Origin of the sequence: Falsihalocynthiibacter arcticus (genome assembly GCF_000812665.2) — a bacterium.
Taxonomy (GTDB): Bacteria; Pseudomonadota; Alphaproteobacteria; order Rhodobacterales; family Rhodobacteraceae; genus Falsihalocynthiibacter; species Falsihalocynthiibacter arcticus.
In genome coordinates, this window is record NZ_CP014327.1 from 3,249,805 (window position 1) to 3,276,329 (window position 26,525).

Sequence of the window (26,525 nt, forward strand, 5' to 3'; positions counted from 1 at the left end):
GCAAACTTATGACACATTAGAGATAAAGATTAATCATATTAAAAGTAACGAGTTGACTATTTTTCGGAGAGAGTTTTAACGAATGGTAAATGAAATAGCCGAGATTGAGCGTGATGGCGCAGATTTAAGCCGAGGTGAGAGGGTGCATCCGAGCATGCTGCAGAGGAATGCAGCAAAGACAAAGCCAATCACGACAGCAGACAAAAGAATTGAAGAACCTGTTGCCGAACCTGTGTGGACCATTCCTGGCTTTGGTGCCGGGGCAAGGGTGCAAACCTCGTTCGGCTTTGTTCCTGTTGAAGTCTTGCGGATAGGGGATCCAATCAAAACAAGAACAGGTCGCTTCCTTAAAGTAAAGTACGTAGATGAAATACGCCTAGATCGACGGTTTCTTCTAACCCATCCAGAAGCTCAACCAATTACGATCCCGAAAGACGCATTTGACACAAGTGTACCAGGTAAAAATATTTGTGTCTCTGGGGCTCAAGAGGTTTGGCAACCTGGCCGTTTCGACCAAAGGCAGGCAACGGCTGCGGCAAAGCTCATTGGCCAGGGGCGCGTTTTCCGCAATCTCAATGGGTATTTCAATTACTATGTGTTTCACTGCTTCGAACCATGCACCGCTTGCATCGATGGTCTATGGGTCAACATTAAACCAACTACGCCTGATATATCGATTGATTGACGTCTCACGGCCGTTTTTAGCTTGTCGCTAGAAATGCAATCTTCCATATAAAGCAGACCTTGGGGCAAATCGCAGCGAAAGTCCGGTTCCCGCCCTTTAAGTCAAAATGTGCATGGTGCAGAAATTTGGTCAAATCACTCGCCCATCACTGTCGCGAACGGCCCAAACCTGCCGCTCAGAACATTTTCAAATGCTGCGGTGCAGTCCACCGAAGCGGACATTGACACGTTGCCGCAGCATTATTAGGTCGCTAGGTCTGCTAAGCGGACTTTGCCGCCGTTGATGGAAAAGAGCTGAACGGCTGATTTTGGCAGAATTCATTAGAAACTCAAGCAGCACCGACCTCCAATGCCGCAATCAATTCTACTAGCATTAAGCCCTATTGTTGCCTTTTTTTGGCAGTAATCTAGGAAAATCAAGCAAGTTCAGGAGTCGTGGATGATCTCAGGACTAGTCGAAAATTCAGAATCTAAATGTTTTGGCAAGTTAAATTGTACTATCCTGTCGAAGTAACGGCGAAATTAGACGCTGAGCCATTGAGGTAAGAGCACGATGCCAAACACGTACACTGATCAGTTTTGGCTGATCGACCCAGCTAATCCGCCTTCTGTGGGGGACACTCTAACTGTGTACTCTTTCAATATTATTGACCAAAATGACAATAATCTAATTAACCGATTTAGTAACGATTCCATCGACGGCTCGGACATTACTAGCTCATATCCAGGCGACACGGTCACGGTAAACTTGCCGGGTGGCGGAAGTGCAACAATAACTGGCGCTACTTTTTATCTTGCTGATGGCCGGGTCGTATTCACACCCTCTGATGGTAGTGTTCTGCAGACGTCAACGTTCGCCAGTTCAACCTTCGTGAACAGTCAGGGATCACTCCCCACCGGCTCGCTAGGGCCGCCCTGTTTTATGGCAGGTACAGGCATTGGGACACCTAACGGTCTGATCAGCGTTGAATGTTTAAGAAAAGGTGACGTTCTTCAAAATCATGCGGGTCAACTTGTAAAGCTACGGGTGGTCCTCAATAGCTCTTATTCTGCCCGGCAATTGGCCGAAAACCCCAAGCTTCGCCCCGTTCGGATTATGGCTGGGGCATTGGGGTGTGGGCTCCCACAAAGTGATTTGTTGGTATCACGACAGCACCGCATGCTGGTGTCGTCAAAGATTGCCGAGCGCATGTTCGGAACAACTGATGTGCTGGTTTCAGCTATCAAGCTAACCGAATTGCCCGGAATCTACGTGGATGAGAGCGTCAGAGAAGCTGAGTATTTTCACCTCGTCTTCGATCAGCACGAAGTGATCTTTGCAGAAGGCGCGCCAACAGAGAGCTTATACACAGGCCCTGAAGCACTGAGGTCTATTTCACAGGAGGCTCGAGAGGAAATCTTCGCGATCTTCCCCGAGCTTACAAACTTGGGCTACACGCCCGATCCCGCCCGGGCGCTACCCTCCGGCAAGCTACAAAAACAGCTCGTCGCCCGTCATATGAGAAATAAAAGGCCGCTCTTAGAACTACTCACTACGTAAATGACCTGCGGTGATTTTCGATGATATAGGACTGATGATGTAATCGAAACGAACTGGCGCTTTGTCCCTCACACCGCGACCTTGGCTCCGCTCCAAAACGCCTATTTTTGGGAAAGGCGTGTCCGTACAACATGTCTCCAAGGACGATCCTTTGTACCGCGGTAGTGTTTCCTGCCGTATCAAGAAACGACACTTTTCCAAAGTTAAACCCCGTTCAAAACCAAATCTGTTTCTGAAGGTCTGTGGCTCGCCAGCGACAGCAGCCGTTAGCCGCATAGCAGAAATTCGGCAAAGTGGGCTCCTTGCAGACCTTCGCTGCACTTTGCACCGATGACCGCTAAGCGGACCTAGTTGCCGTTTGCGTCAAAGGCGGCTTCCAGAAAACTAAGCGTTCGACAAACGGTGTTTTTCAAACGGTCGGTGAATGTCTACTACGAACTCATTTTGTTATAATATACGGCCTAAGGTGATTTGTTAACTTCAATGATACAATCAAAGGTTGCATATTGCGATTGATCGACTAGCCTCTAGGTAGAAGGAGGATGATTCACTATGATCTTAGGGTATTTAATTATTGGGATGCTGCTCGGCACGATTGCTGCTGCAATCAGCTTATTTCTCGGCTCATCTGTTCTGCTGGCGCTCGCTGTCTATTCCGGTGTGGGTAGCCTTTGCATGTTGATATTGGCAGTTTTCCTATATTCGTGGCGGACAGTGATCGAGGGCCAAACCAAAATAAACAACGCGACCGAGTCTCGTTGGCAGTCACTTTAAGCATTACTGTAAAATAGCATTGTCACGTCCGAAGTGGGCGTCGGCGGGTGTGGCTTATTCGCAGGATGATTTTTCATTCTTTCAGATGGCACACCGGCAGTTTCCGGCCCTGAGCTGCCTTTCACCACCGCTCCTGATGCTGCGCTGCAGCTTCCCGAAAGCCGACATTGACAAGTGAACGAAGCATTTCGGCACCCCCGAGGTCTGATATGCGGACCTAGTTGCCGTTTGCGTCAATGGCGGCTTCCAGAAAACTAAGCGTTCAACAAACGGTGTTTTTCAAACGGTCGGTGATTCTCTGGCAGTATATCAGGCAAAATATTTAAGCTTCGGATGGGCGCAAATAAAAGGCGTGACATTTTGCGCTCTCAAGGGGCCGACGTAATTTTAACGTTAAAGTGTTGATTACCCCAAGAAATTTTGTGTCAGGTAGATTGTACCACAATGAGACCCTTTTGCGTCGAAAGCCGCAGCGGTTGATGTGAGGCGCATCCGCCCATCCATCAGGTTTTTCCGATGATCTGGTGAGTCAACCCAAAGACGGACGGCTTCCCGCGCGAGGCTTTCATAACTATGCGGAGGGATAGATCGGCCACTGTTAGCATCTGAAAACTGGCAAGTTGAAAGATCTTGAGTATAGAATGGGTTACTCGTAATTTTATAGCGATACATTTTGCTGATATTTTCGGAACCTGTCTTGAACTTTAAGCCGGTACGTTTCATACGTCCCTGCAAATTTTGTTGCCCTGAAATATTTGAATGATGGGAAAGATGGCTATTTTTTGCCATCCATCTCGAATGCTTGCGAGCTGCGTCCGTCAGCCGTGTCTCGCTTTTCAAGGAGGGCAACCCAGCACGGCAGCGGGTAAAGTTCACTTCAATGAGGATGGCTTTGTTTAACAATGACTGGTTAATCTTACTCGAGGCAGGTATGGTCTTATTCGTCCCTGCCATTGCGGGTCTGCTGCATGCATTTGCAGTACCAACAGAGAAAATCAGAGTTGCTACCAGGAAACCTAACCGGACGAAAATCTTACCCATATGACGCTCACTTTCTTTTGTTGTCTAATAAGGCTACGCATAGATCGGGTCAGAATTACGGCGAAAAGGCGGCATAAGCAGAACTTTGCCCAGCAAGCATTTTCAGTTTCTACGAATTGTTGCGTCTTTCTCCTGTTCCCTTCAACAAATCGCTTAAGGTTGACAACTGCTCGAATGTGAATTTGTTTTGCAATTGAGTTGTCGAGAATTTTAGCCACTCCCGTAACCCTAAATTGTGCTAAAACGGGAAGCGACAATTAGAAGAATGCGAACAAAGGGATTTAGAAAGGAAACCATCGGAGCTTCAAATTCGCAATTGAAATCTTCTAAATATGATTAAAGCAGAGTTAATTCGGCGGCGATCCTAGAGTAGACGCGGCCGATGTGACGTGTGCCACCACAAGCCTTCATGGCAACAATGCAGGGGGGGGCAAGCTCGCGAGAAAGTCCAAAAACCGAAAGCGCTGGGTGCGTTTGCGAAAGATTACTGCCGCACCAGACCTGATTGGGCCGCGTGATTGGTAACTTCCTCAACAAGTATGGCCAGATCGCATCCGCATTGCAGTAAGGCTTGATCCTAGCCAAAAATAGATATTCTCGCGAAGGGATTCACCCTGATCGGTGAGAAGGAAGGATGTTTGGTCGATCCCGTCGTAATACCGATCATCTGGGAGGTTGGCCGTTCCAATACCTGCCAAAGTAAGGGATGTATCAAACAAGTCCATGAGATCGAACAGACCATCCGAAACACGTCCAGGCTGAATTACACCCTTTAAATATGCGATCCCTGGCACCCGAACGCCACTTTCCCAAGTGGTGCCCTTCGCGCCGCGAAACGGGGTATAGCCACCGTCTGGCCAGCTATCCATTTGGGGGCAGTTGTCGGAGGTTACAAAGATAAACGTGTTCTCTAAGGGGCTGTCATTCCCGCGCATCCGCTGGCGCTTGACGAAAATCGTGAATTTGATCGCACCCGCCAACGCGCACTGACCCGTTACTACGTTGATGCTGGGTCAGGAGGGGTGGCTGTAGGGGTTCACACAACTCAATTTGCCATTCGTGACATCGGGCTCTACGAACCTGTTTTAAAAGCTGCGGCCGAGGATGCTCGCGCATGGACCGATCGTCCAATGGTGATGATCGCAGGCGTTGCAGGGCCAACGAAGCAGACTGTCGCGGAGGCAAAAATTGCCTGTTCACACGGCTATCACGCGGTCCTTGTGTCTATGGGAGCATTGCGCGGCCAATCTCCAGAGCAATTGATCGCGCATTGCCGTGCCGTTGCCGAAGAAATGCCAATCATTGGCTTCTATATGCAGTCTGCAGTGGGCGGAATTGATTTAGATGCCAACTTCTGGCGTGAATTTTCCTGCATAGACAACGCGGTTGCGATTAAGATGGCGCCGTTCAATCGATACAAAACTTTAGACGTCATGAAGGGTGTTGTGGCAGCCAACGCAGAAGATCGTATCACGTTGTACACTGGCAATGACGACCACATCGTGGCCGACTTGATTACCCCCTTTGATATTCCGCGCGATAATAAAATTGTGCGATTGCGCATTCGCGGTGGCCTTTTAGGCCACTGGTCGGTCTGGACGCGCAAGGCGGTTGAACTGCTAGATCGGGTTCATACTGTCGTCGAAAGCGGCGCAGACTTGCCTCTTGATCTTGCCGCGCTCGATGCTCGCGTCACCGATTGTAATGCGGCATTTTTTGATGTCGCCAACAATTTTCACGGGTGTATCGCTGGGTGTCATGAAGTGTTGCGTCGTCAGAATTTGCTTGAAACGATCAATTGTCTTGATCCCGACGAAGGGCTTTCTTCGGGACAAGCAGAAGAAATCGACCGGGTCTACGCGGCCCATCCTGATCTCGCCGATGATGACTTCATCGCTGACAACCTCGAAAGGTGGCTTGCATGACCGTCATTACTCAACCCGCTCCTCTGAGCGAAGAACCGTTCATTCAAATGCAAAATGTGCGCAAGGTTTACCGGACTGGCACGAAGGAGCATGTGGCGCTGTCCGATGTGACCCTTGATATTAATGATGGAAAACTGCTCTCTGTGGTCGGGCCGTCAGGCTGCGGCAAGACGACAATGCTTAAAATTCTCGCGGGATTGCACGAGGCTGATGGCGGCACGGTAAAGATTGGTTCAAGTGTGGCCAATTTTGAAGAGGGGCGTGATGTCGGTATGGTGTTTCAGCAACCCATGCTTCTCAAGTGGCGCACCATTACCGAAAATGTATTGCTGTCAGCTCAAATCCTTGGTCTGCCAATGAAGGCAGCGCGGGAACGCGCACAAGATTTGTTGCAAATGGTTGGGTTGGGCCATGCGGGTAAAAAATATCCGTTCGAACTTTCGGGCGGCATGCAGCAACGCGCCGCAATTGCACGTGCGCTGATCCATGATCCGAAACTGGTTCTAATGGATGAACCCTTTGGGGCGCTTGATGCGATGACGCGTGAAAAGATGAACCTCGAAATGCTGCGGATTTGGCAAGAAAGTCAGAAAACCATCGTCTTCATTACGCATGGTATTCAAGAAGCGATTTTCCTTGGATCTCATTGCGCAGTGCTTTCGGCTGGTCCCGCACGTATGGCGGATCATTTCAAGATCGACCTTCCTCATCCCCGAACACTCGATATCAAAACTACTGATGCGTTCGGCGAATATGTTAAGCGGGTCTACCGCCAGCTTGGAATGGATTAAAGGGTTGGAGGCCTGACACACAACAACATCCAAAATTTGATATGGTCACACGCCAATCATGGAACCACTCGTCAATCTAGGGAACTTCAGTTGCTATCCAAGGTCTGCTTAGTGGCTCGGCCTGAGTGTTGCGCCACGTGCCGCGAATGTCCAGTTGAGATCGCCGCCCTTAGTGTCGATCGACGTGAACGGCCCATAGCCGCCATTGGCCACCACTTCAAAATGCTGCAATGCGGTCCGTTATTGCGGCCATTCATACAGAGCGCAGCATTTTGTCGGCTCAAACGTCGGTGTGCGGACGTTCCGGACAGTCGCTGCGCTCCGATTAATGTCCAGTTTATTTCAAATCACCCAAATCAACGCTCCAGACAAATTCGAAATGAAAACCCTGACTGCTGATCCACTTGGATCGGTCCGAACGTCCAGAAATCACGCAGCACTTCTGCATGCGGGTGGCCGTAGCTACAGGCCGGATCAGAGCTGAATACGCTTATCTTCGGCGCAACAAGTGCAGCAAGGCCATCGTGCCAATTTGCCTGCGCACCATGATGCGCAACCTGAAATACGCTAACCCGTCTTGCGCGGCGCGCATCGAGGTACCCCTCTAAGCTGCCCCACTTTGCAGAGCTTTCCAAGTTCCCATCGCCGGTTAACAGGATCGCTCCTCTCGTTTCATGTTCTTTCCAACAGCCGCAAACGCCGATAAGTCGGTGATACAAGCATTCGCAATCGCAGATTCTCTGCCCTGTCCAGGGGCCAACCGCACCGCCATAAAGCATTAGACTGACATTGTTCATGGCCGCCCCACGACCGAAGGCAGTCTCATAGAGTGTCCGCAGGTTATCAAGAGCGCTTTGCCGTTCGTCTTCGTTGCCGTTCAGCAGCGCTCCTCGATAAGACTCCACTTTTGACGCAAACCCGAATGGATCATCAGGTTCTGTAGCGGGATCATTGTAGGGCAGAAATTCCCAAACCCCATGGATGACAATGGCCTTACCAGAACGAAGCATCCGAATGCGATGGTCCAAGTGACCGTATGCCCATTCCAAATCGCCATATGAAACTGATTCGCCAGGCACAGACGGCTTGTCGGGGTCATCTAAGTCTTCCGACGGTTCGGGGGCTGCGGTCGGTTCGGTCGGGAATGGCGGCCCATCATCGTTAGAGGGCATAACAAACAGGACGTGCTCAAAACCGTCACCCGCTTCTTGGATGAAGTATTGCACGGGATCGACATAGAAGGACAACTCGGGATCTTCCGCCCTCAGCCCTTGTTCAAAACCGATCAACAGCCGGTGCCACAGAGGTGCCCACGGAAGCATAACCGTTTTCGCACCGATCTCCCCTAAAAGCTCAACGACGCCGCTGATATGGTCATTGTGGAAATGCGACAGGGTCAGCAGGTCTATCCTCGCCCCTCCGGAGTCCCGTTTCAGATCGGCGATCGCATTGGTGACCAGTCGTTTTCCGGAACTGGACCCACAGTCATAGACCCATCGGTACGGTCCAACGGGAGCCGGTCTAGTCTGACCTGCGTACTTGATATTACGAGGCCTTTTGGGCAGAGGTGGCCAGGACTCTACCGAACCGGTAGCGAACAGCCCCTGACCGACTGGGAAGAACCGATGGACCGCGCGAATTTTGGTCATGCGTTGATGGTTTCTAAAGCAGGTTCCAGCGCCTCGTGCAGAAGGGCGTTCAGGAGTTTGCTGCGGGTGGTGGTGAGGCTGGCTTCCAACTGATCGCAGAAGGCCATCAGCGAATCGACCTTTGCCACAATGCGGTGTTGTTCGGCGAGAGGCTCGAGGGGGACATACTGCTTGGTCGGCTGTTTCATAATTTGACTGCCCTTCAAGTGGGTTGGTACTAGTTCGTTCCATTGATAAGACGTATTGATATCAGTGGCAAAGTCGACGGTATTTGGACAGAGCCATGACATAGTTAGAATGGCTTCAAGAAACCCCGTTCATCTTAATGCGCAAACCTTCAGACCAGTTCTTTAACGATTGAATGTCTGCCATGATTTCGGATGGGTCCGGAGGTTCGGGATCATGACCACGGGAAGGATCATGTGCATCAACGAAGTCACAGCACTTTTTGAACCCATTTTGGAAAGTTTGCACATCGGCCTCTTCCAAAGCTGTGACACGCTTCAGATTCTTGGTGTCAATGTAATCGCGGTGACGCACTACAACATTGGCAAATACGATGTCCTCTAGCGCCCGTTCCCAAGTCGCCCGCAATCGACTGTAGAGCGAAGACACTTCCGTTTTATAACCTTCGTCGTCATTCGCTTCGAACAAGCGCTTTGCAGCGCGGGCTTCTTTTTCAATTTTATCGATCCGGTCTCGAATACTAGACGCCGTCCACGGCAAATCCTTATTGACGATGCCGACGACATCCTGTCCGCGCGTGAGATGCGCCAGCGCAGTCGGCGTATTTCGTTCCGAAGCCAGCTGTGCCAGATCGTTTACGAAGATCATGTCATGCGTGAACACGATAACCTGCCGCACACCGGCTTCCTTTGCCAGGCGCTTGGCGACTTTTGAGCGCCAGCGATGATCGAGTGAGAAAACCGGATCATCGAACACGAGCGCCGATGTATGCGATGCGTTGGCCAGTTCGGTTAGGTATGAGGCCAGCGCTACGCACGTCTGCTCGCCCTCGCTGAGCACATTATGGACCTTGGCCTTGGGGTTGGCATAGAGCTTCACCTCGTATTGCGGTGAACCGAACTTGCCCCCCGAGCGCACGACCTCGACTCGCACGCGATTACCAGCCAGCGCGACGATCTCTTGTTGAAACCGGTCGCGCATGCGCGGTGTAATCAGATTGTCGGCTATCTCATTTCCTAGCCGCGTAATCGCCGTTGTGGCGGTGTCGCGCAAGCAGTCTTCAATGCGCTTTAGCTCTATAAGCCGCGCGATTTCCGTTCTCGCGATATCAAGCAGCTCGCAACTTTGTTTGAGGTCCTGCAAGTCTGCCTGTTCATTAAGAACAGATTCTCGTGCTTCTCCGCCGGACGCGTCATCGAGAGAAGTAGCATAGGCGCGCGTCAACGTGGCTTCGTTGCTAACGGTCTCTGTCACAGTGTCAGGCAGAGCCAACGGATTCGGGACGTCTTCACCGGAGAGCTGCAAAAGGGTCTGGGCCTGGACGCGCCGTGCGAGCGCGATAAATCTTAGCACTTGCTTGGCGAGAGCGAAATTACTGTTCTTCAAGCTACGATAGACCGCAGAGACTTTGTTAACGTGGACGGGGACAGCGCGAAACTTCTGTTCCGCCTCCTGAAAGACGCGCTCGGCGTCAGCAGCTTTGGATTCCGTGTCGTTCTTGATGAAGGCCTCGAAGCCAAGCATCCGCGCGGCGGTGGGCTCGTCTATCCCCTGATGGCACAGAACACAGATATCCCCAGACGATGGCGGAAACGCGGCACCTTCTTCCCGGGCGATCTGCGAATATGCCCTAGCGGACTCCCATAAGGTCTGCCAGACGCTTTCACCAACGCCTGCAAGCCCCAATCCGGAAAAGGCATCATGCGCTGCTGTGGTTGCGGCCGCGCGCATGTCGTCAGCATTCTTCTTCGTAGCATGTAGTGCCTGCATGGCCTCGTCATTTAGCGCCAGCTCGATTCGCTTCAAGTAGGATTCCAGGTGATCGAGCCGGGCCGCGTAATCGCGCTGCGCTTTTGACGCGACGGCGGGTCTTGGGCGAGGTCCGCTTGCAACTTGGCCAAGCGCACTTCGTCCGCATCCGAAAAGGGCGTCTTGGGCGCTATTGCCGAGATATCGGTATCATGCCGAAGCGCAGATAGTGCTTTGCCGAGCGCCGACCGGCTCGACCAGATCGGATTAACAAAGACGGAGTTACGCTTTTGCCCCAATGTTTCTTTCTCGGTCGTCAGGCGCGCTTTGATTTCCTGGCTCACACCGGCTAGGTCATCCGGAATATCGAGGCCGAAGGGCCGAAACCAAACCTCATTCTTCTTCTGAACGTGTACCGAAGCCGCCTCACGGTCAAAGACCGTGATGGCCGAAAGCCTCTCGGCAGTCTCGAAGTCATCTTCCCACGCGACGGTTTCCGCTGCGCCATCGGTGCCGGTGATTTTCAGAGTGGCCTTCGCTGTTCCCGTTGGGGAAGAGCTGTAAACATCGGGCATGATCTCGCCGGCATGCCGTGAGCGGCAAGCCTTCTTGAGAACCCGCGTATAGCCGGATTTTCCAGTGCCGTTCTGCCCGTATACAATGGTCAGGCCAGACTCCTCAAAATTCAGCGTCTGGCCGGTTGCGAGCTGGTTTACACCAGAAACATTTGCGATGCTGGACAAGGAAATCGAGTCGCCCGCACCAGGATCAACCGGCAGGTGGTCCTTCGAAATTGGTTTCGCCACCAGCGCCACCGTCGGATCGCCATGCTCTTTTTTGCAGAGCGCCAATAACTCCTCGAACGCCTCTTCATCCGGATAACCGTTCAGGACAATGCGGCGCAGCGCATCGCGTTGCCATAGCGGACGGCTCTCTGACCAGGCCAAGATACGTTTAGGGACAGTATCGTCGCTTTTTTCTATACTCGCGCTGTCCGACATCACCGTATTAATCTCTCTCGCAAAATATGGTTTTCAAAATCAAAAGTCTACGAGTGCCAGGTCAATAATGGAAGCTTATTCCTCTGTTATCTGTTATCTGTTATCTGTTATCTGTTATCTGTTATCTGTTGAAATTGCTAAAGGCGCATAAAGCCCTCGTGTGCGGATACATGCGCGAAGCCAATGTCAGCTTACGCTGGTGGCAACTCGATAGCTTGCGAGTGCCGCGAATGTCCGCAATCCTCTCTATAATCAAAATGTGCATGGTGCAGAAAATCCACGAAACCACTCAGCCGACAATGTCGTGAACTGCCCTTACTCGTGGCAAGCTACAGTGATACTTTACAGGCAGGCCCAAATGTAGGCCAAATTGTAGGCCAAAATGGCTGTTTTCTTTGATTTAAATCGCGTAAGAATATGTTTGTGTGAATTTTAAATAGGCTTATTTGATTGAAATCAGTGACTTGTAAGGCGTATTTTTGATCCAGCTGTTCTTGGGTTCGACGGACTGTCTGTCCGCCACTACCACCTTTTCCCACATTATATTCATCTGTATTGAGCCGCTTTAACCCCATATTTACATGGCGATTATTGCTATTTGAGGTTTGATTGGATTTCAACGGATTTTGCCTGTATACTTTCACTGTGTGGTATATTTGGTGGTATTTGTTTTGTCGGCACTGAACGGAAAACTTACAAAGAAGCTTGTCGAGAACTTAGGCGCAGGCCGTCATGGTGACGGAGCGGGCCTTTATCTGGTGGTTGATCCCTCTGGCGCGCGACGTTGGATTGTGCGGGTCACGGTCAAAGGGCAGAAAAATCGCAAGGGCGCGCCGCTGCGCACTGACTTTGGATTGGGTGGCGCAGATATTGTCACGCTGAACCAAGCCAGAGAACGCGCGCTTGAATATCGCCGGATGGCCAAGCAAGGGTTGAACCCCCGATTTAACGCCACTCGGGAGATACCAACTTTCGCGGAAGTTGCGCAACAGGTCCACATAGACCGTATGCCCACATGGAAGAATGCCAAGCATGGCCAACAGTGGCTCAACACTTTGCGCGACTATGCCTTTCCCAAAATTGGTAGGATGCCGATTGATAGTATCGGCCAGCCAGAAATTCTGATGTGCCTGTCGCCTATCTGGACGGATAGGCACGAAACGGCCAAGCGATTGGCCCAGCGCATCAAGACTGTTTTGGATGTGGCCAAGTCGAAAGGCTTTCGCTCTGGTGAAAACCCAGTGACTGCGATCCGTGACGCCAAGGTTTTGCCGACCGTTAAAACGAAACCTCAACACCATGACGCGATGCCGTGGCGCCATGTGCCAGCCTTCTTTGCTGAACTGAACGGACGCAGTGCGATTGCGGCCAAGGCGCTGCAATTCACAATCCTAACGGCCAGCCGCACCTCCGAGGTGCTGGACATGACTTGGCAAGAGATTGATTTCGAGGCGCGTCTATGGACCGTGCCCGCCGCACGTATGAAAGGCGGCAAAGTACACCGCGTCCCTCTCACAGATGAAATGCTGGCAATACTGGAGCCTTTGAAAGCGATGGCGTCGGTCTATGTCTTCGAGGGGCAAAAGCGACACAAGCCGCTGTCCAATATGTCGATGCTGATGTTGTTACGCCGCATGGGGCGCGATGGCTTTACCGTGCATGGCTTTCGTAGTTCATTCAGGGATTGGGCGTCAGAGTCCGTAAACGCGCCACGTGAGTTAGCGGAGGCGGCATTGGCACATCAGGTTGGTTCTGATGTGGAACGGGCTTATGCGCGGTCGGATTTGTTAGAGCGGCGGTTTGACTTAATGACGCATTGGACCCGTTTCACAAATAGTTTCACTTTCTCGGAGGCGCCCTAAATGTTCTCACCAGAAGAATACATAGGATATGATTCACTTCGTACGCACTTTGAGCAGTGGGCGGGCCAAGTCCACCTTGCTTACCTTTTGGAAAGTGTGGGTGCTGACCCTTCGGAGGCTTTTCGAGGAGATGGTAGAAAAAAAGACGTTATGCATTTTCGAATGGAGCAGTTGAGTCTGGATAGGCCAATGGCGGAACTGCCTAGAAAAAGCGAAATGTGGCGGGAACTCTCTGTAATTCGTATGAAAGACGAGTTCGAACAGGCGATCATTTTCCACTGTATGTTTGCTAAGTGTATAATGCAGTTAGACACACTGCTGTCTTCCTCCCATGGGAAAGTGATGCGTCCCGACGAATATCAGTTCCTCCACATGGACCGATTGGATTGGATTTACCCAAACTGGCCGCTCAATGAAACTTCAGGGCTAGAATTTATCTTCAAACTTTATGAGGAGAACAAGTTTTCTGGTTTACATTTGTCTGAAAGATACTGTTTCTTGGACACATCGTTAGGGGTCCTGAAGCTTAAGAATAACTCCATTTCAAGCTTCAGAACGTCGTCACATTTTGGTTCAGATGAGTTTTCTGATAGTTATATCGAAACTCATGTAAGGCCGTTTTTGGGCTGGGCGCCAATTTGGGACGAAAAGCATCTTCCACAAAATATGGCACAATTCTTAGAGGATTTAGGTGTCCTTGAACAGAGATGGGGCGTGTCGTCCCTATTTGAGGACCCAGAATCGAAGCCAACCCCGAAAAAAAGGCGGGGGCCGAAGCCGGGTCCGGCCAAGGCGCTGTTTTGCAAGAAATATCCGGATGGTCTGCCGGAAGAACTTTCGGCGGAGTACGTTTCGGCGGACTTCAAAAGCGAAGGTGTAACAATATCACCGAGACAAATCGCTAATTACGACCGGGAGATTCGATTAAGGAAATAATTAGAACAGTTCAAATTGCTACCATTTGTTCCAGTAAATTTTCACGATAGACTAAGCAACATTGGGCCATCGCAACCAATCCAAAAGGATTTAATGATGGCTGATATATACGACAATGACCGCATCTTCTTCCCAGAAGACCGAGAACTCCGCGTTCTCGGCAGCACAGAAAAACTTGCACAATGGCGGCACCGCAATACAGGGCCAGCCTTTATCCGCATCGGGCGACGCATCGGCTATCACGGCACAGACCTGAACGCCTATCTAAACGCCCAGCGCGTCGATCCCAGCACAGAGGCCGCACAATGAAAAACCCCAACTCCGCAAGCGGGGTAGGGGCTTTTCGAGTGACATCAACTGCCACCCTGAACAGTTCAGTTGATGACACATCGACCCCCCTCCTTGCAATAAAAAATGAGCGACGATTTCGGTGGTGCTCTCTTAGCAATTCCGTTCAGCCGCTCAAACTTCGCAAAGGATGCATCGATTATGTCTAAGCATTGGCGCAGCAATCACTCGCAAGTTTACTGGACTTGTATGGCTCTGACTCAGGGGCGCACGATTAATCACATGGACGAAATTGGCGAAGTGAAGGGATGGCGGCTTGGTGCAATCATTCACACCTTACGCCACCAGTACCAGTGGCCAATAGAAACCGAGTTTAAAGGGCCAGAACGCATCGCGCATTATAGCCTGGTCAAAGGCACAGATTGGCGCGCGTTAAAGTTCCCACCCTCTGCCAAAGAGGTGCGCGCGGCGCTGAAAGAGGCGCAAAACATCACGGGTGGTTCCGCTGATGAGTAAGAGCCGGAGAACTTCGGAGGGGCAATATCTGCCCCTCCCTTACGCCCAGTTGAAAAGCGACGCATGGCGCAGCTTGTCTGGCTCTGCGGTGCGCCTCTGGCTGGAGCTTCATACGCGCTACAATGGGGGCAACAACGGCGCTCTTACGCTATCGTTTGCGGAGGCTGGCGATGTGCTTGGTATGGGGAAGGCAACAGTGCAGCGCGCTTACGCAGAACTTGTCGAGAAGGGGTTTTTGGTTCTTGAGCGTGAAGGCAACTGGTATCACCGGCGCGCACATGAATGGCGGCTTACGACAAAGGCGATGCAGAAGGTCAAAGGCAAAGTGCCAGCAACGCAGGATTGGCGCAATTATCGGACGCCTAAAACAAAACGCGGTGCTGTTTTGGAACCGTCGCACCTTTCGTTCGGACCATTAGAGAACCCTAAGGCGGCGCGTGGTTCCAAAGCAGAACCCGTCAGAGGCAAAAAGCGATGCGCGTAGGGTTCTGGAACGGAACACTAATACTAACCACTCACCTGTAAGGAAACATGAGATGAGCAAGGCAAAGATAAACACAACGAACGGAAGCGCGACGCGGGCTTTTCCCAAGCTCAAAAAAACTGGGGAGGGGAGTTATAGCGCAGAAGTGCCAGACGACCTTCAGCTTGAGCACCTATTGGGGATGCGAACTGTTGAAGCTGCCAAGGGTGTCTATCTAACTGCAATTGGCGCAATGGGGCAATCTGCTGAAAAGTTCGGGTCGCTTGCATCCGCGATGTTTGCAGAACTGGAGCCTCAAGACGCGATTGAAGCAATGCTCATAGCGCAAATGACTGCAACACATGTTGCGATGACGCACCTATTGGAAAAACTAAGTTATCAGACCGCGTATCAAGTTCGGGAAAGCTATGAGCGATCTATAACGCGCTTGAGCCGCACCTATCTTGCGCAGATGGACGCTTTGAAAAAATATCGTGCCAAAGCGCGGCAAGTTGTTCGGGTTGAACGCGTGACCGTGAATGAAGGCGGTCAAGCTATCGTCGGCAATGTCAGCAACGCAGGGGCCGGTAGTATTGAAAAGCGACCATAACCCCATAGACCCTGCTGAAAGGCTCAGAAACGCGCCCAGATGCGCTGCTAAGGCGAAGTCCACTGGCAAAAGGTGCGGCTGCCCTTCTAAGCAAGGTTGGACCGTTTGCCGCTTGCACGGCGCTGGTGGTGGCGCGCCGCGCGGTGCTGCACATCCGAACTTCAAGCATGGGCTGCGAACAGTAGAGATTAAGGAAATGCGGCATCTCGTATCGCTTCTGCGGCGTGACGTGGGCTAACTGGAAGCAGGCCGTCTCTAGGCGGGGCTTGACGCAGATTAAAAAATTTTTGAGGGCAGTGACGACCAACTAAGTCAGGTTGAAACACCTGCGAAAATCCCTAAATTTTAGAGAGGATTGCCTGTGGACAGTCGCTTTGAAGGCCTAAAGCTGTGGTGTTTCAGAACGTGAAACACCACTTACAGGGCTCTAGCATTTGGAAGAAAGAAAAGAAAGGCACGCCTGTTCCCGCATTGTCTTACTCAGTGTTTTTAAAGTCTAAGTTTTCTTGTACTTACGCCGAGAAAACGCAAGGCTTCCAAGAGCGCCTAAGAGCAACAAACCTGCTGCCGGAAGAGGAACTGCGGAGATGCCAACTCTCACGCCATCGATTCCAAGGCCATCATTTTTCAAATATAGGCTACCGTCCGAATGAGCAAAGCTAACGATGTTGATGAACGCTTCTGCAACCAGTTGGTCAAACTTAATAGTAACTGTCTGGATGTTGCCGTTGCTATTGTACGGACTCATAATCTCTGAGCCGTTGAGGCCGAAAACGTCGGAGGCAGAAGGGCTGTCACCAATTGAGAAAGGGCTGGCTGAAATTCCAGCAAACGCACCGACGTCACCTGCGTCCATCAAGGTAAACGAGATTGTGTCGAACAGTTCGCCGCCCAGAAGGCCCACTTTCCAATTGATTCCATAAGTGTCGTTACTGTCTAAAAAACCATCGCCGTTAAAAGGGAATACGTTGGTGCGTCCGTACACATTTCCGGAACGCAAACAAAGGTTGTCTGCTCCCGCAGCACTCTTACAATCGCTTGGCGCTTCCCTAACGGTTCCGCCGCTTCCTGTTCCACCAATACTTTTAAAAACCCCGACGTTAAAAGTATCATCACCGTTAACAGACGGACCAGATACACCACTCCGATTCACGCCTGACTCGAAATCTTCAGATGCTAAAACGTTGAAACTTGGGATGTTGGGATGGCTGGCGGGATTGTAGGTAGCAACTGATACAGTCGCGGCTTGAGCATACGAAGTAATTGCCATTGCCCCTGCAAATACAAATACAGCTGTTTTTACTTTTGAGTTTACCATTTATTAATCTCTCTAAGGCACTGTTCACAAATTCTTCTACTCAGCGTCTTATTAATGCCTTCTTTGTAGTTTTTGCAAATGAAAAGGGCGTGTTAATGGGTTGGCACTCAAGAATATGTGTCAATCGTGGAACCAATGGCTAGAATACTGGTTATTGTTTCCAAATTTCGTATCGTGGCTATCATTTTTGATTCACTTCCTAAGGGTGATTCCTTAATTCGGCCACAATTATACGTTCGGGAAGGTGTGAAAAAGGGCGGTTTAAAAGAGCTGTGAAATGGTACCGCCTTGTGTAAGCATCATACGTGGTAATAATTGTACCGAAATCCTTTCATTCAAAAAATGCGTAACGGGCAAAAAAATTAATTGGAGTGGTATTTTTAGTGGTAGGTTTCTAATTTCTATAATTTAAAGTAATTAGTATTAATATGTTGCGAGAAAAGAAGTGCGGACTGTCTGTCCGTCGAGCCCCTCTTAACTAATTGTTTTTGTTTGCATTTATATGCAAAGTTGGAACTTTCACCCATTCGTTATGACGAACGATCGCCGTAAATGTTATAGGGTCTCTTTTGATCGATCTTGCTGTCGAAGCCGTTTCCCGTACTTTTGCAAACTCAGCAGAAGTACGCGTTTTGTTCATAACCGTTTTTTTGGGTGGATTTACCACATTTTCGTCGTTTTCTCTGGAGACCATGGAGATGCTTGAACGAGGCGAGTTTTTTTCACGCGGGTTGTTACCTTCTAGGCACACTAGTTCTGGGCTTGTTTGCGGTTTTTTGTGGGATCGCGCTTGGAAGAGGACTTTTCTAGCATCTATGCTTTAAATCAAACGCTCGGGGAATTCCCCGTTTTTTAAGGAACTCACCTGTAGGCTGCACGCGGCTGAGTTCAATTTCATTGCGGGCATTACGCCAGCTCTGGTCGCTCATTGTTGTTCGTCCAATACACACTCAGTGGCTTGTTCCTGTACCTTATCAATGGTTGCAAAGATGTATGGTCTTGTCGGGGTTTGATGCCAGTTCGAGGGGGGCAACCAAACCATCAGTGTTTGAAATTCCGAGTTAGCTCAGGTTGCGGGCATTTTATTTGGAAGCCTGCCGGCTAACATTGTTATAACTCTCAACAGCGACAAGTTATCATTTGGAAACAAGCCTCCGGTGCATCGCCAGCGGCGCAATTTTCCAAATGGAGAGAGATAATGAGTGTTTACTTAATCGCAGACATTAAAATTACCGATGACCGTTGGGTGCCAGAATATGCTGCGAATGTTCATAAACTAGTCGAAAAGCACGGTGGGAAGTACCTGTCTCGCAGTGGCAATATCAAGACGTTGGAAGGGGCGGACGCAAAAGGGCGGCTTTCGCCCTCAACCATCAAACACAGAGCCTCACGGCGTTCTTTGAGTAGATCATGAAACAGGATGGCTTCAAGCGTCTGCCAAACGATCTCCCTGACTATTGTAAACCCCCAAAGGCCACCTTCTCCGCTGCATTGCCGCGCGAAAAAAGGGCGTTTCCATAAATCACTGAGACCGAGGAAATGTTGGTAAGCAGTCCAGAACACTTTATGATTTGCGTGCCCGCGGCATTTTTGCTCTCGCGTTTCTTGGTACGCTACGCGCTGATACATTGGTGTCACTTAAGATCTGGCACATTGACATCCCAGCTCGGCGGATCACTCAAGATGGAGCAACTGTTCGGTCTAAGAACGGCAAAAGTGCGTATATCGCTTGGTTCCTAATTCCTGAGGCTTTTAGCAAGGAAGTCATCGCGTGGGGGCGCCGTTGAGTCGCGCAAGATCAGCTTGTTGGGAATGAGCAGGCGCATCGGCGTGAGCTTTTGTGTAGGATTCCGCAGGCTGGCGTCTAGGCGGCGGACGGCGGCACGGCCGAATTCCTGTGCTTCAATTTTGACGGTCGTTAAGGCGGGACTAACCTGCAAGGCGGGGCTGAAATCGCCAAACCCAATGACGGAGACATCGTACGGAATGCGCCAACCGCGGGATAAGATGTCGGAATAAGCTGTAATCGCCAAGCCGTCGTGGCCGCAGAAGAACGCTGTTGGACGATGCCCTTCGGCCAAGACACGGTCAAGGCCCTGCGAGAATGTTGAATTCCTATCCCAAGTGATGTCGTGACAGGTCATGTCAGGTTTTGACGCAACAATGTCCTGAAGCCCAAGCAGGCGTTCGCGTCGCCCTCGCAGATCGATATCGCCGTGGACAAAGATGATTTCGCGGTGGCCTAAATTATAAAGATAGGTTCCGATAGCAGCCCCAGCTTCGCGGTCCGTGCCGCCAACGAGGTCAACTTGCTCCAATGGCTCTGCCCAGCCCGAGCGCACCAAAGGTTTTCCGCTTTTCATTATTTGCGCGAGAGCAGGTTTGTTTTGCACGTTTACCGAGAATAAGGCGGCGCAGCCTTCGATAAACTGTTTTAGATCGCCATCGTCAGCTGTCCAATGCGCGCGGATTGAGTAGCCAAGACGCGCCGCTTCGCTTTGTAGACCATTTTGGATTTGTATATTCATCTCTCCATTTGCGTAATCTTCAAAATCAAAGACCGCGCCTATGGTTTTTGCGGTGCTGCCTTGACTGCGGCTTGGGCGACTGTAACCAAGTGTTTCGGCAACCTCGACAATACGGGCGCGCGTAGCTTCGCTTACACCGCCTTTGCCGGATAGGGCACGAGAGACCGCATACTTAGACAAGCCAGTTTTCTCGGCGATGATTCGAAGGGTAACTTTACTCATCGGGGCCTCTTGGGATTTGCTGCATTGCAGCGGTTTGCGGTTTAGCGTTTTAATTCAATAGGGCGCGTTATGTTTGCTGACGCAGAAACTTTTCTTTTACATAACGCTTTACCTAACGGTATTTCACATGGTGATGTAAAGGAAGAAAATATCAACAAAGTTCTGGGAGGAACAGCATGAATAGGATCGGTAGACGTAGCTTTATTATTTCGACAACTGCCATTGCAGGGATCGCGCTGAGCGGTATTCCGGCATTTTCTCAAGACGGTGATTTACCCTCTCTGGAAAACAGGATTCCTGAAAATCCCTTAATAATAACGCCTACTGATAGGCCGGGTCAGCAAGGCGGTACTTGGAATCATGCCTTGGTTGGGGGCGGGTCGCTCTCGATGCTGATCCGCTATCAAGCTTATGAACCGCTCGTGCGGTTTACGCCCGATTGGACGGGGCTTGAGCCTAACGTTGCAGAAAGTTATGAAGTTAATGATGACTCTACTGTCTATACGTTCCACCTTCGCAAAGGGCATAAATGGTCGGACGGCGCACCTTACACGACGGAAGACATCCGTTTTTGGTATGAAGATATCTTTCAAGATCCCGATGCGCCTTCGACAAAGGGCCAGAGCTATTGGCAGGCTGACGGCAAAGTCGCAAAACTCGAGATTGTGGATGAAACCACCTTCCGCGTTGTCTTTGATTCACCTAACGGTTTCTTTGCTCAAGGGCTTGCTTGGGCCAATCAGGACCAGCTGACAAAGGCTCCTGCGCATTACCTCAAGCAATTCCATATTCGCTACAACCCTGACGCAAACAAACTGGCACAAGAGCGTGGTTTTGACAGCTGGGTCGCACTGTTTGCGCGTGAGCATGGTTTAGACGAGGATAATGTTCACTTCCAGAACTCAGCCCGCCCAACTCTGAACGCTTGGAAGTTCACCACGGCTCCGGGCGAGGATACCGAGCGCGCAATCGCAGAACGTAACCCCTATTATCACAAGGTTGATACGGAGGGCACACAGTTGCCATACTTCGATCAGGTGGTGTACCAAATGGTGTCCGATCCTGAGGTTCTATTGTTGAAAACCCTTCAGGGGGAGATCGACATGATGGACCAATACATTGCCTCCCCTGCGAACAAGCCTGTGTTGTTTGATGGCAAGGAAAACGGTAACTATGATTTCTACACCCTAAAAGAGACCGCCGCGAATGTTATGGTGTTTCAGTTGAACTTGAACCACAACGATCCGGTCAAAAATGAGCTGTATAACAAGATCGAATTCCGTCAGGCGCTTTCGTTAGCGATCAACCGTCAGGACCTGATTGATGCGGTGTTTGTGGGGCAGGGTGCGCCAGCGCAACCATCGATCAACCCTGATGATCCGCTGTATAATGAGCGTTTGGCGACGCAGTATACGGAGTATAATCCTGACCTCGCAAACGAGATGTTGGATGCGATTGTGCCTGAGCGGGACAGTGATGGTTATCGCCTCGATCCGTCAGGGCGGAGGTTGTCGATTCTGTTTGAGATTGATCAGGTGCGTTCGACCTTTATTGATATGTTCGAGTTGGCCATCCCAATGTTTCAGGCTGTCGGTATTGACGCTCAGATCCGCACTATGGATCGCAGCCTGTGGGAAACGAGGGTGCGAAATGGCCGCGACTTTGATGCTTCGGCCCATCAGTTTGGGGCCAATGGCGGCATCGCGGCGATGCTCGATCCTCGGTATTTCGTGCCGTACAATAGCAACTCGATCTATGCCCCTGGTTGGTCACTTTATTACAGTTCGCCCGAAAGCCCGAATGCGATTGAACCTCCGCAGGAAATTAAGGATCAACAACAACGTTATCGCGACTTGCTTGCCACGGGCGACGTTGCGGAGCAGCAGGTCATTATGGCCGAAATCCTTGAAGCTGCGGCTGATCAGTTCTTGGTCTTTGGCGTCTCGTTGCCGCCTGACGGGTACGGCGTCGTTAAGAATGACATGGTAAACACCATGCCCGTGATGCCGAACAACTTTGGCTGGCCAACCCCTGGTCCTTCGCGACCAGAGCAGTTCTTTAAAAACTAATCCGCTACTTTAGGATTAGTGCGTGGCTTTGGACGCTCCCTTCAAAGCCACGCACAGAACCCAAAATTATTTGAGAGAATACAATGCCCGCAATGAGCCCTGATCCCGCACGCCTACTGCGCAGTCCCGAATGGTATCGCGATGCTACGCGCTGGACACAACTGACGCTTGCGGAGGATGATCCTATCAAGTTTGATGTCGATGAATGGATCGATGTATTTCGTCGAACAGGGTCAAACGCGGCGTGCCTAAGTGCGGGTGGCTATGTCGCCTATTACCCGACAAAAGTTCCTTTCCATTATCGCAGCAAGTTTTTAGGGGATACCGACCCGTTCGGAGCGCTTGTCGACGGGGCCCGAGGCCTTGATATGCATGTGATGGCGCGGGTAGACCCGCACGCTATTCATGATGATGCGGCAAAGGCACATCCGGAATGGGTGGCCGTTGATGCGGCAGGAAATCCGCGCCGCCATTGGGCATTCCCAGAAGCATGGGTGACGTGCGCCTATGGTGATTACAACATGGAGTATATGCCTGAAATCGTACGCGAAATCGTGCGCGAGTATGACATCGATGCGGTGTTTGCTAATCGCTGGCAAGGTCACGGTATTTGCTATTGTGAGGGTTGCGCACGTAGGTTTTTTGATGCGTCTGGCCTTGCTTTACCCCAAGCTGGAAACTCAGAGGATCTCGCATGGCGGGCGTGGGTGGCATGGCGACGTGAACGGCTGACAACGATGGTTGTTGAATGGGATCGTGCCGTGCAAGCGATCCGGCCTAATGCGAGCTTTATTCCCAATATGGGTGGGGCATCGCTGATGGAATTTGATCTTGAAACGATTAAAGCGCATTGCCCATTCCTTGTTGTCGATCATCAGGGGCGCCACGGGGTTGAGCCTGTCTGGATGGCGGGGCGCAATGCCAAGCGGATTCGGGCGACCTTGCGCGATCGACCCGTGATTTTGATTACTTCGGTTGGACCAGAAGAACCGGTGCATCGCTGGAAGGACTCGGTGACGACGGGCCCTGAAATGACCACTTGGATCGCCGATGGCGCCGCGCATGGGATGTTGCCATGGTTCACCAAATTTAATGGGGTTATTCCAGATCCACGTTGGATTGAACCCGTGGCAGAAGGTTTTGATCTTCACGCTCGTTTGGAACCAGCCTTAACCACAACGGAACCTGCTTGTGAAATCGCAATTCTAGACGCAACAACGACTTTGCGTATGCATGACTGGAATAGTCGTGATGCAGCCGAAGCTGACGAAAAGGGGTTTTGTCACGCATTGGTCGAGGCGGGGCTGGCATTCGAATTTGTCTCGGATCACGCGATGACGGACGAGATGTTAGATCGGTTTAAGGTTCTGATCTTGCCAAATGCACTGTGCCTTTCCGATGCGCAGTGTGCGGTGATTTCGGCATGGGTTGGCCGTGGTGGCAATCTTATTGTCGCGGGAGAAAGCGCTATGGCGACCGAAGATGGCACGCCGCGCGATGAATGTGGGCTGGCGCCTTCGCTTGGCACGCGGGTCATCTCTGCTCCACGCGGCCCTGTTAAAAATACCTACGTTGAGGTTTGTGGCGATCATCCGGTGAATGCTGGTTACGAAGGCGCTGCTCGGATTATTGGCGGTATTCGTCTTGTTGGTATTGAGGCGGGGACGGGGGCGGATACGCCGTTCCTTTATGTTCCTGATTTTCCCGATCTCCCGATGGAGGAAGTCTATCCCCGCGAGGCAGCAACCGCACCCGCAGTTGTTGTACGCCAGACTCCAGCAGGAGGACGCGTAGCACATATTCCGTGGAATATCGGCGCAACTTACTGGGAGGTGCAAGCCAAGGACCACCAACGTCTCATTGAAAATACCGTCCGTTGGGCGTTGGGTGGCCCGTCTATGGTCGAAATTTCGGGCAAAGGCATTTTGGATGTTGGGGTGCGACAAGGGAAGACCGAGATGCTGGTTTCTCTCGTTAATTTAACCAACCCAATGATGTGGAAAGCCCCGATCCACGAGATTTATCCCGTCGGCACCCAAAACGTATCGATTGCGATGAAAGGTGGCGAAACAAACGTCAAAGCGTATTTGCCGATAGCAGGATGTGCGGCCAAAGTGACCCTACGCGATGGACGGGCCATTGTTACCGTGCCGCAAATTGATATCGTCGAAGCCGTACATCTGACTTGGGAGGAATAAGCGTAATGTGGGGCTATTTTCTGAAACGAATATTGCTCATGGTGCCGACAATGTTCGGTATCTCGGTGATTTCATTTTTCATCATCCAGTTACCGCCGGGGGATTATTTGACCTCGCTTTTGGCCTCAATGGCTGACAGCGGCCAAACCGTTGACCCAGCCGAGATTGCACGGATGCGGGCAACCTATGGTCTGGATGACCCTATGGCTGTTCAGTATTTGAAATGGATCAGTGGCATCGTGCTGCGCGGCGATTTTGGCTACTCCTTTGAATGGGGTCGCCCCGTGAGCGAATTGATTTGGGACCGCATGGGGGCCACGCTTTCGGTGTCTCTGGCGGCCTTGGTGTTTGTTTGGGCAGTGTCATTGCCGATTGGTATTTACTCCGCGGTCCGTCGCCATTCCGTGGGCGATCATGTCGCAACATTCTTTGGCTTTCTGGGGTTGGCGATACCGAATTTCATCCTCGCCCTTACCCTGATGTATGTGAGCTACAAGTATTTTGGACAGAGCGTAGGCGGGCTTTTCTCGCCCGAGTTTATTGGTGTCGATTGGTCATGGGCACGGGTTTGGGACCTCATGAAACACCTGTGGATTCCAGTGATTGTGATCGGAACCTCCGGCACAGCTGCCCTCATTCGTATTCTGCGCGCTAATCTGACCGATGAGCTGTCAAAACCCTACGTTGTTACCGCGCGGGCCAAGGGGCTTTCCGAATATAAAGTGATCATGCGCTATCCTGTACGCATCGCGCTCAATCCGTTTGTCTCTGCGATTGGCTGGGTTTTGCCACAACTAATCTCGGGCGTAACCATCACTGCGATTGTTTTGAACCTACCAACCGCAGGGCCGTTGTTACTGCGCGCTCTGGTTAGTCAGGACATGTATTTGGCCGGAAGTTTCATTCTTTTGATGGGGGTTTTGACCCTGATTGGGATGTTGGTCTCTGATCTTCTGCTCGCGCTGCTTGATCCACGAATAAGGTTTACCTAATGGAAAATACATCTCAGCTCCTCGAAGAAACAGGCCCCGCGATAAGCCCCCTTCGCCCCGGTGACGACTCAAATAAAATCGCGGTTTCGGGTCAGTGGACACTTATTAGGCAGAAGTTCTTTTCTAACAAAGTGGCGGTCTTTGCCGGCATCGTGGTACTCTTGTTCTACTTTATCGGATTGTTTGCCGAGTTTTTGGCCCCGACCTCGCCGACTTTGGCGCAACCGCGCGTCACCTATGCGCCGCCGCAAAGCATTGATTTCTTTGTGACCAATGAGGTGGATGAACGGCAATGGTTGCCACACGTCAAAGGGTACACGATGACGGTGAATCAAGAGTCTTTGCGTCGGTCCTTTGCCATTGATGAAACCGCGATTATTCCGATTGGGCTTTTTGTTGAGGGTACGCCCTATCGTATGTGGGGCATGTTCGAAATGGACACCCATCTGGTTGGCCCGATTGACCCAAGCCACAATATGAACTTGCTAGGAACCGACAGCCTTGGTCGCGACCTCCTTAGCCGGCTGATCTATGGCACGCGTATTTCGATGTCTATTGGCTTGATTGGGGTGGTCTCAAGCCTGATCATCGGTGTCGTTCTTGGGGCGCTCTCTGGGTATTATGGCGGTTGGACCGATATCGTGATCCAGCGCTTGATTGAGGTAATAAGTGCATTGCCCACCATTCCGCTCTGGCTCGGACTTGCCGCGGCAGTACCTATCACGTGGTCGCCGATAACGGTGTATTTTATGGTGACCTTGATCGTATCGCTGCTGGCCTGGACGGGTCTGGCGCGAGAAGTGCGAGGTCGGTTTTTGGCCCTGCGCAGCGAAGACTTCGTCACGGCGGCAATCTTGGACGGCTCGAGCCAACGGCGCGTGATTTTTCGCCATATTCTACCGTCCCTAACGTCGCATATTCTCGCCGTGGTGACTCTCGCGATACCAACAATGATCGTCGCCGAAACCGCGTTGTCGTTCCTTGGGATTGGGTTGAAATCACCGGTCGTCAGCTGGGGTGTTCTCCTCCAAGATGCACAGAATATCCGCGCGGTGGCGACCGCACCTTGGTTGCTGGTTTGGCCCGCAGGAGCGGTGGTTCTGACCGTCCTTTCTTTCAACTTTCTAGGGGATGGGATGCGCGACGCCGCTGACCCATATTCTACATGAACGCGATATTGGAA

24 protein-coding genes are annotated in these 26,525 nt (G+C 51.2%); 16 read left to right on the plus strand and 8 right to left on the minus strand.

The window, feature by feature from the left end; translation table 11 throughout:
• Positions 1-82: 82 nt before the first annotated feature.
• Positions 83-685, plus strand: a complete 603-nt coding sequence (locus RC74_RS16055) for a Hint domain-containing protein (protein ID WP_039000123.1) — start codon at positions 83-85, stop codon at positions 683-685.
• A 552-nt stretch (positions 686-1,237) separates the two neighbouring features.
• Positions 1,238-2,224, plus strand: coding sequence for a Hint domain-containing protein (locus tag RC74_RS16060; RefSeq protein WP_052274578.1), 987 nt, complete (start codon positions 1,238-1,240; stop codon positions 2,222-2,224).
• 1,179 nt (positions 2,225-3,403) lie between these two features.
• Here the strand turns inward: RC74_RS16060 and RC74_RS21870 are convergent.
• A complete protein-coding gene (locus RC74_RS21870) occupies positions 3,404-4,039 on the minus strand; it encodes a CAP domain-containing protein (RefSeq protein ID WP_082802331.1) in 636 nt (211 codons plus the stop codon).
• A 530-nt stretch (positions 4,040-4,569) separates the two neighbouring features.
• Entirely contained in the window at positions 4,570-5,019 is a 450-nt protein-coding gene (locus RC74_RS16075; protein WP_039000120.1) for a sulfatase-like hydrolase/transferase, read from the minus strand.
• On the opposite strand from RC74_RS16075, the gene RC74_RS16080 reads away from it, so the two are divergent.
• Both RC74_RS16080 and RC74_RS16085 read left to right on the plus strand, forming a co-directional pair.
• A complete protein-coding gene (locus tag RC74_RS16080) occupies positions 4,978-5,964 on the plus strand; it encodes a dihydrodipicolinate synthase family protein (RefSeq protein ID WP_236940083.1) in 987 nt (328 codons plus the stop codon). The genes RC74_RS16075 and RC74_RS16080 overlap by 42 nt on opposite strands.
• Positions 5,961-6,755, plus strand: a complete 795-nt coding sequence (locus RC74_RS16085) for an ABC transporter ATP-binding protein (RefSeq protein ID WP_038999917.1) — start codon at positions 5,961-5,963, stop codon at positions 6,753-6,755. The genes RC74_RS16080 and RC74_RS16085 overlap by 4 nt, the downstream gene beginning before the upstream one ends.
• Before the next feature lie 356 nt (positions 6,756-7,111).
• Here the strand turns inward: RC74_RS16085 and RC74_RS16090 are convergent, their stop codons facing one another.
• The 4 genes from RC74_RS16090 to RC74_RS22750 form a co-directional block, all read right to left on the minus strand.
• A complete protein-coding gene (locus tag RC74_RS16090) occupies positions 7,112-8,404 on the minus strand; it encodes an MBL fold metallo-hydrolase (protein ID WP_039000021.1) in 1,293 nt (430 codons plus the stop codon).
• The gene (locus tag RC74_RS16095) at positions 8,401-8,592 is read right to left on the minus strand and encodes a restriction endonuclease subunit S domain-containing protein (protein ID WP_062628316.1); all 192 of its coding nucleotides are present in this window, start codon (positions 8,590-8,592) and stop codon (positions 8,401-8,403) included. Before RC74_RS16095 ends, RC74_RS16090 begins: the two co-directional genes overlap by 4 nt.
• Positions 8,593-8,707: 115 nt before the next feature.
• Positions 8,708-10,396, minus strand: coding sequence for an AAA family ATPase (locus RC74_RS22745; RefSeq protein WP_052274562.1), 1,689 nt, complete (start codon positions 10,394-10,396; stop codon positions 8,708-8,710).
• Positions 10,393-11,340, minus strand: a complete 948-nt coding sequence (locus tag RC74_RS22750; RefSeq protein ID WP_052274561.1) for an ATP-binding protein — start codon at positions 11,338-11,340, stop codon at positions 10,393-10,395. Before RC74_RS22750 ends, RC74_RS22745 begins: the two co-directional genes overlap by 4 nt.
• A gap of 659 nt (positions 11,341-11,999) precedes the next feature.
• On the opposite strand from RC74_RS22750, the gene RC74_RS16110 reads away from it, so the two are divergent.
• The 6 genes from RC74_RS16110 (at position 12,000) to RC74_RS16135 (ending at position 16,015) form a co-directional block, all read left to right on the plus strand.
• The gene (locus tag RC74_RS16110; RefSeq protein ID WP_236939957.1) at positions 12,000-13,202 is read left to right on the plus strand and encodes a tyrosine-type recombinase/integrase; all 1,203 of its coding nucleotides are present in this window, start codon (positions 12,000-12,002) and stop codon (positions 13,200-13,202) included.
• Positions 13,203-14,138 (plus strand): hypothetical protein, encoded by a 936-nt coding sequence (locus RC74_RS16115; RefSeq protein WP_039000014.1) that lies wholly within the window; start codon positions 13,203-13,205, stop codon positions 14,136-14,138.
• A gap of 93 nt (positions 14,139-14,231) precedes the next feature.
• On the plus strand, positions 14,232-14,447 hold the full coding sequence (locus tag RC74_RS16120; RefSeq protein WP_236939958.1) for a MerR family transcriptional regulator: 216 nt from the start codon (positions 14,232-14,234) through the stop codon (positions 14,445-14,447).
• Positions 14,448-14,627: 180 nt separating this feature from the next.
• A complete protein-coding gene (locus tag RC74_RS16125; RefSeq protein WP_052274560.1) occupies positions 14,628-14,942 on the plus strand; it encodes a hypothetical protein in 315 nt (104 codons plus the stop codon).
• Positions 14,935-15,426 (plus strand): helix-turn-helix domain-containing protein, encoded by a 492-nt coding sequence (locus RC74_RS16130; RefSeq protein WP_039000012.1) that lies wholly within the window; start codon positions 14,935-14,937, stop codon positions 15,424-15,426. The genes RC74_RS16125 and RC74_RS16130 overlap by 8 nt, the downstream gene beginning before the upstream one ends.
• A 52-nt stretch (positions 15,427-15,478) precedes the next feature.
• On the plus strand, positions 15,479-16,015 hold the full coding sequence (locus RC74_RS16135; protein WP_062628317.1) for a hypothetical protein: 537 nt from the start codon (positions 15,479-15,481) through the stop codon (positions 16,013-16,015).
• 496 nt (positions 16,016-16,511) lie between these two features.
• On the opposite strand, the gene RC74_RS16140 is transcribed toward RC74_RS16135, so the two are convergent.
• On the minus strand, positions 16,512-17,333 hold the full coding sequence (locus RC74_RS16140; RefSeq protein WP_039000011.1) for a VPLPA-CTERM sorting domain-containing protein: 822 nt from the start codon (positions 17,331-17,333) through the stop codon (positions 16,512-16,514).
• Between the two features lie 569 nt (positions 17,334-17,902).
• Between RC74_RS16140 and RC74_RS23770 the strand changes: the two genes are divergently transcribed.
• Both RC74_RS23770 and RC74_RS16150 read left to right on the plus strand, forming a co-directional pair.
• On the plus strand, positions 17,903-18,157 hold the full coding sequence (locus tag RC74_RS23770; RefSeq protein WP_169798748.1) for a fluoride efflux transporter FluC: 255 nt from the start codon (positions 17,903-17,905) through the stop codon (positions 18,155-18,157).
• A gap of 374 nt (positions 18,158-18,531) precedes the next feature.
• Positions 18,532-18,747: a DUF1330 domain-containing protein gene (locus RC74_RS16150; RefSeq protein ID WP_039000009.1), complete on the plus strand. Its 216-nt coding sequence runs from the start codon at positions 18,532-18,534 to the stop codon at positions 18,745-18,747.
• Positions 18,748-19,069: 322 nt separating this feature from the next.
• Here RC74_RS16150 and RC74_RS16155 read toward each other — a convergent pair whose 3' ends face one another.
• Positions 19,070-20,083, minus strand: a complete 1,014-nt coding sequence (locus RC74_RS16155) for a LacI family DNA-binding transcriptional regulator (protein ID WP_039000008.1) — start codon at positions 20,081-20,083, stop codon at positions 19,070-19,072.
• Positions 20,084-20,259: 176 nt separating this feature from the next.
• Here RC74_RS16155 and RC74_RS16160 point away from each other — a divergent pair, with 176 nt between their 5' ends.
• The 4 genes from RC74_RS16160 to RC74_RS16175 all read left to right on the plus strand — a co-directional run bounded on the left by RC74_RS16160 (position 20,260) and on the right by RC74_RS16175 (position 26,511).
• The gene (locus RC74_RS16160; protein WP_039000007.1) at positions 20,260-22,152 is read left to right on the plus strand and encodes an ABC transporter substrate-binding protein; all 1,893 of its coding nucleotides are present in this window, start codon (positions 20,260-20,262) and stop codon (positions 22,150-22,152) included.
• 83 nt (positions 22,153-22,235) lie between these two features.
• Positions 22,236-24,350: an alpha-amylase family protein gene (locus RC74_RS16165; RefSeq protein ID WP_039000006.1), complete on the plus strand. Its 2,115-nt coding sequence runs from the start codon at positions 22,236-22,238 to the stop codon at positions 24,348-24,350.
• Positions 24,351-24,355: 5 nt separating this feature from the next.
• Positions 24,356-25,342 carry an ABC transporter permease gene (locus RC74_RS16170; RefSeq protein WP_039000005.1) on the plus strand — a complete coding sequence of 329 codons (987 nt, stop codon included), beginning with the start codon at positions 24,356-24,358 and terminating at the stop codon, positions 25,340-25,342.
• Positions 25,342-26,511 carry an ABC transporter permease gene (locus tag RC74_RS16175; protein ID WP_039000004.1) on the plus strand — a complete coding sequence of 390 codons (1,170 nt, stop codon included), beginning with the start codon at positions 25,342-25,344 and terminating at the stop codon, positions 26,509-26,511. The genes RC74_RS16170 and RC74_RS16175 overlap by 1 nt, the downstream gene beginning before the upstream one ends.
• The last annotated feature ends 14 nt before the right edge of the window (positions 26,512-26,525 follow it).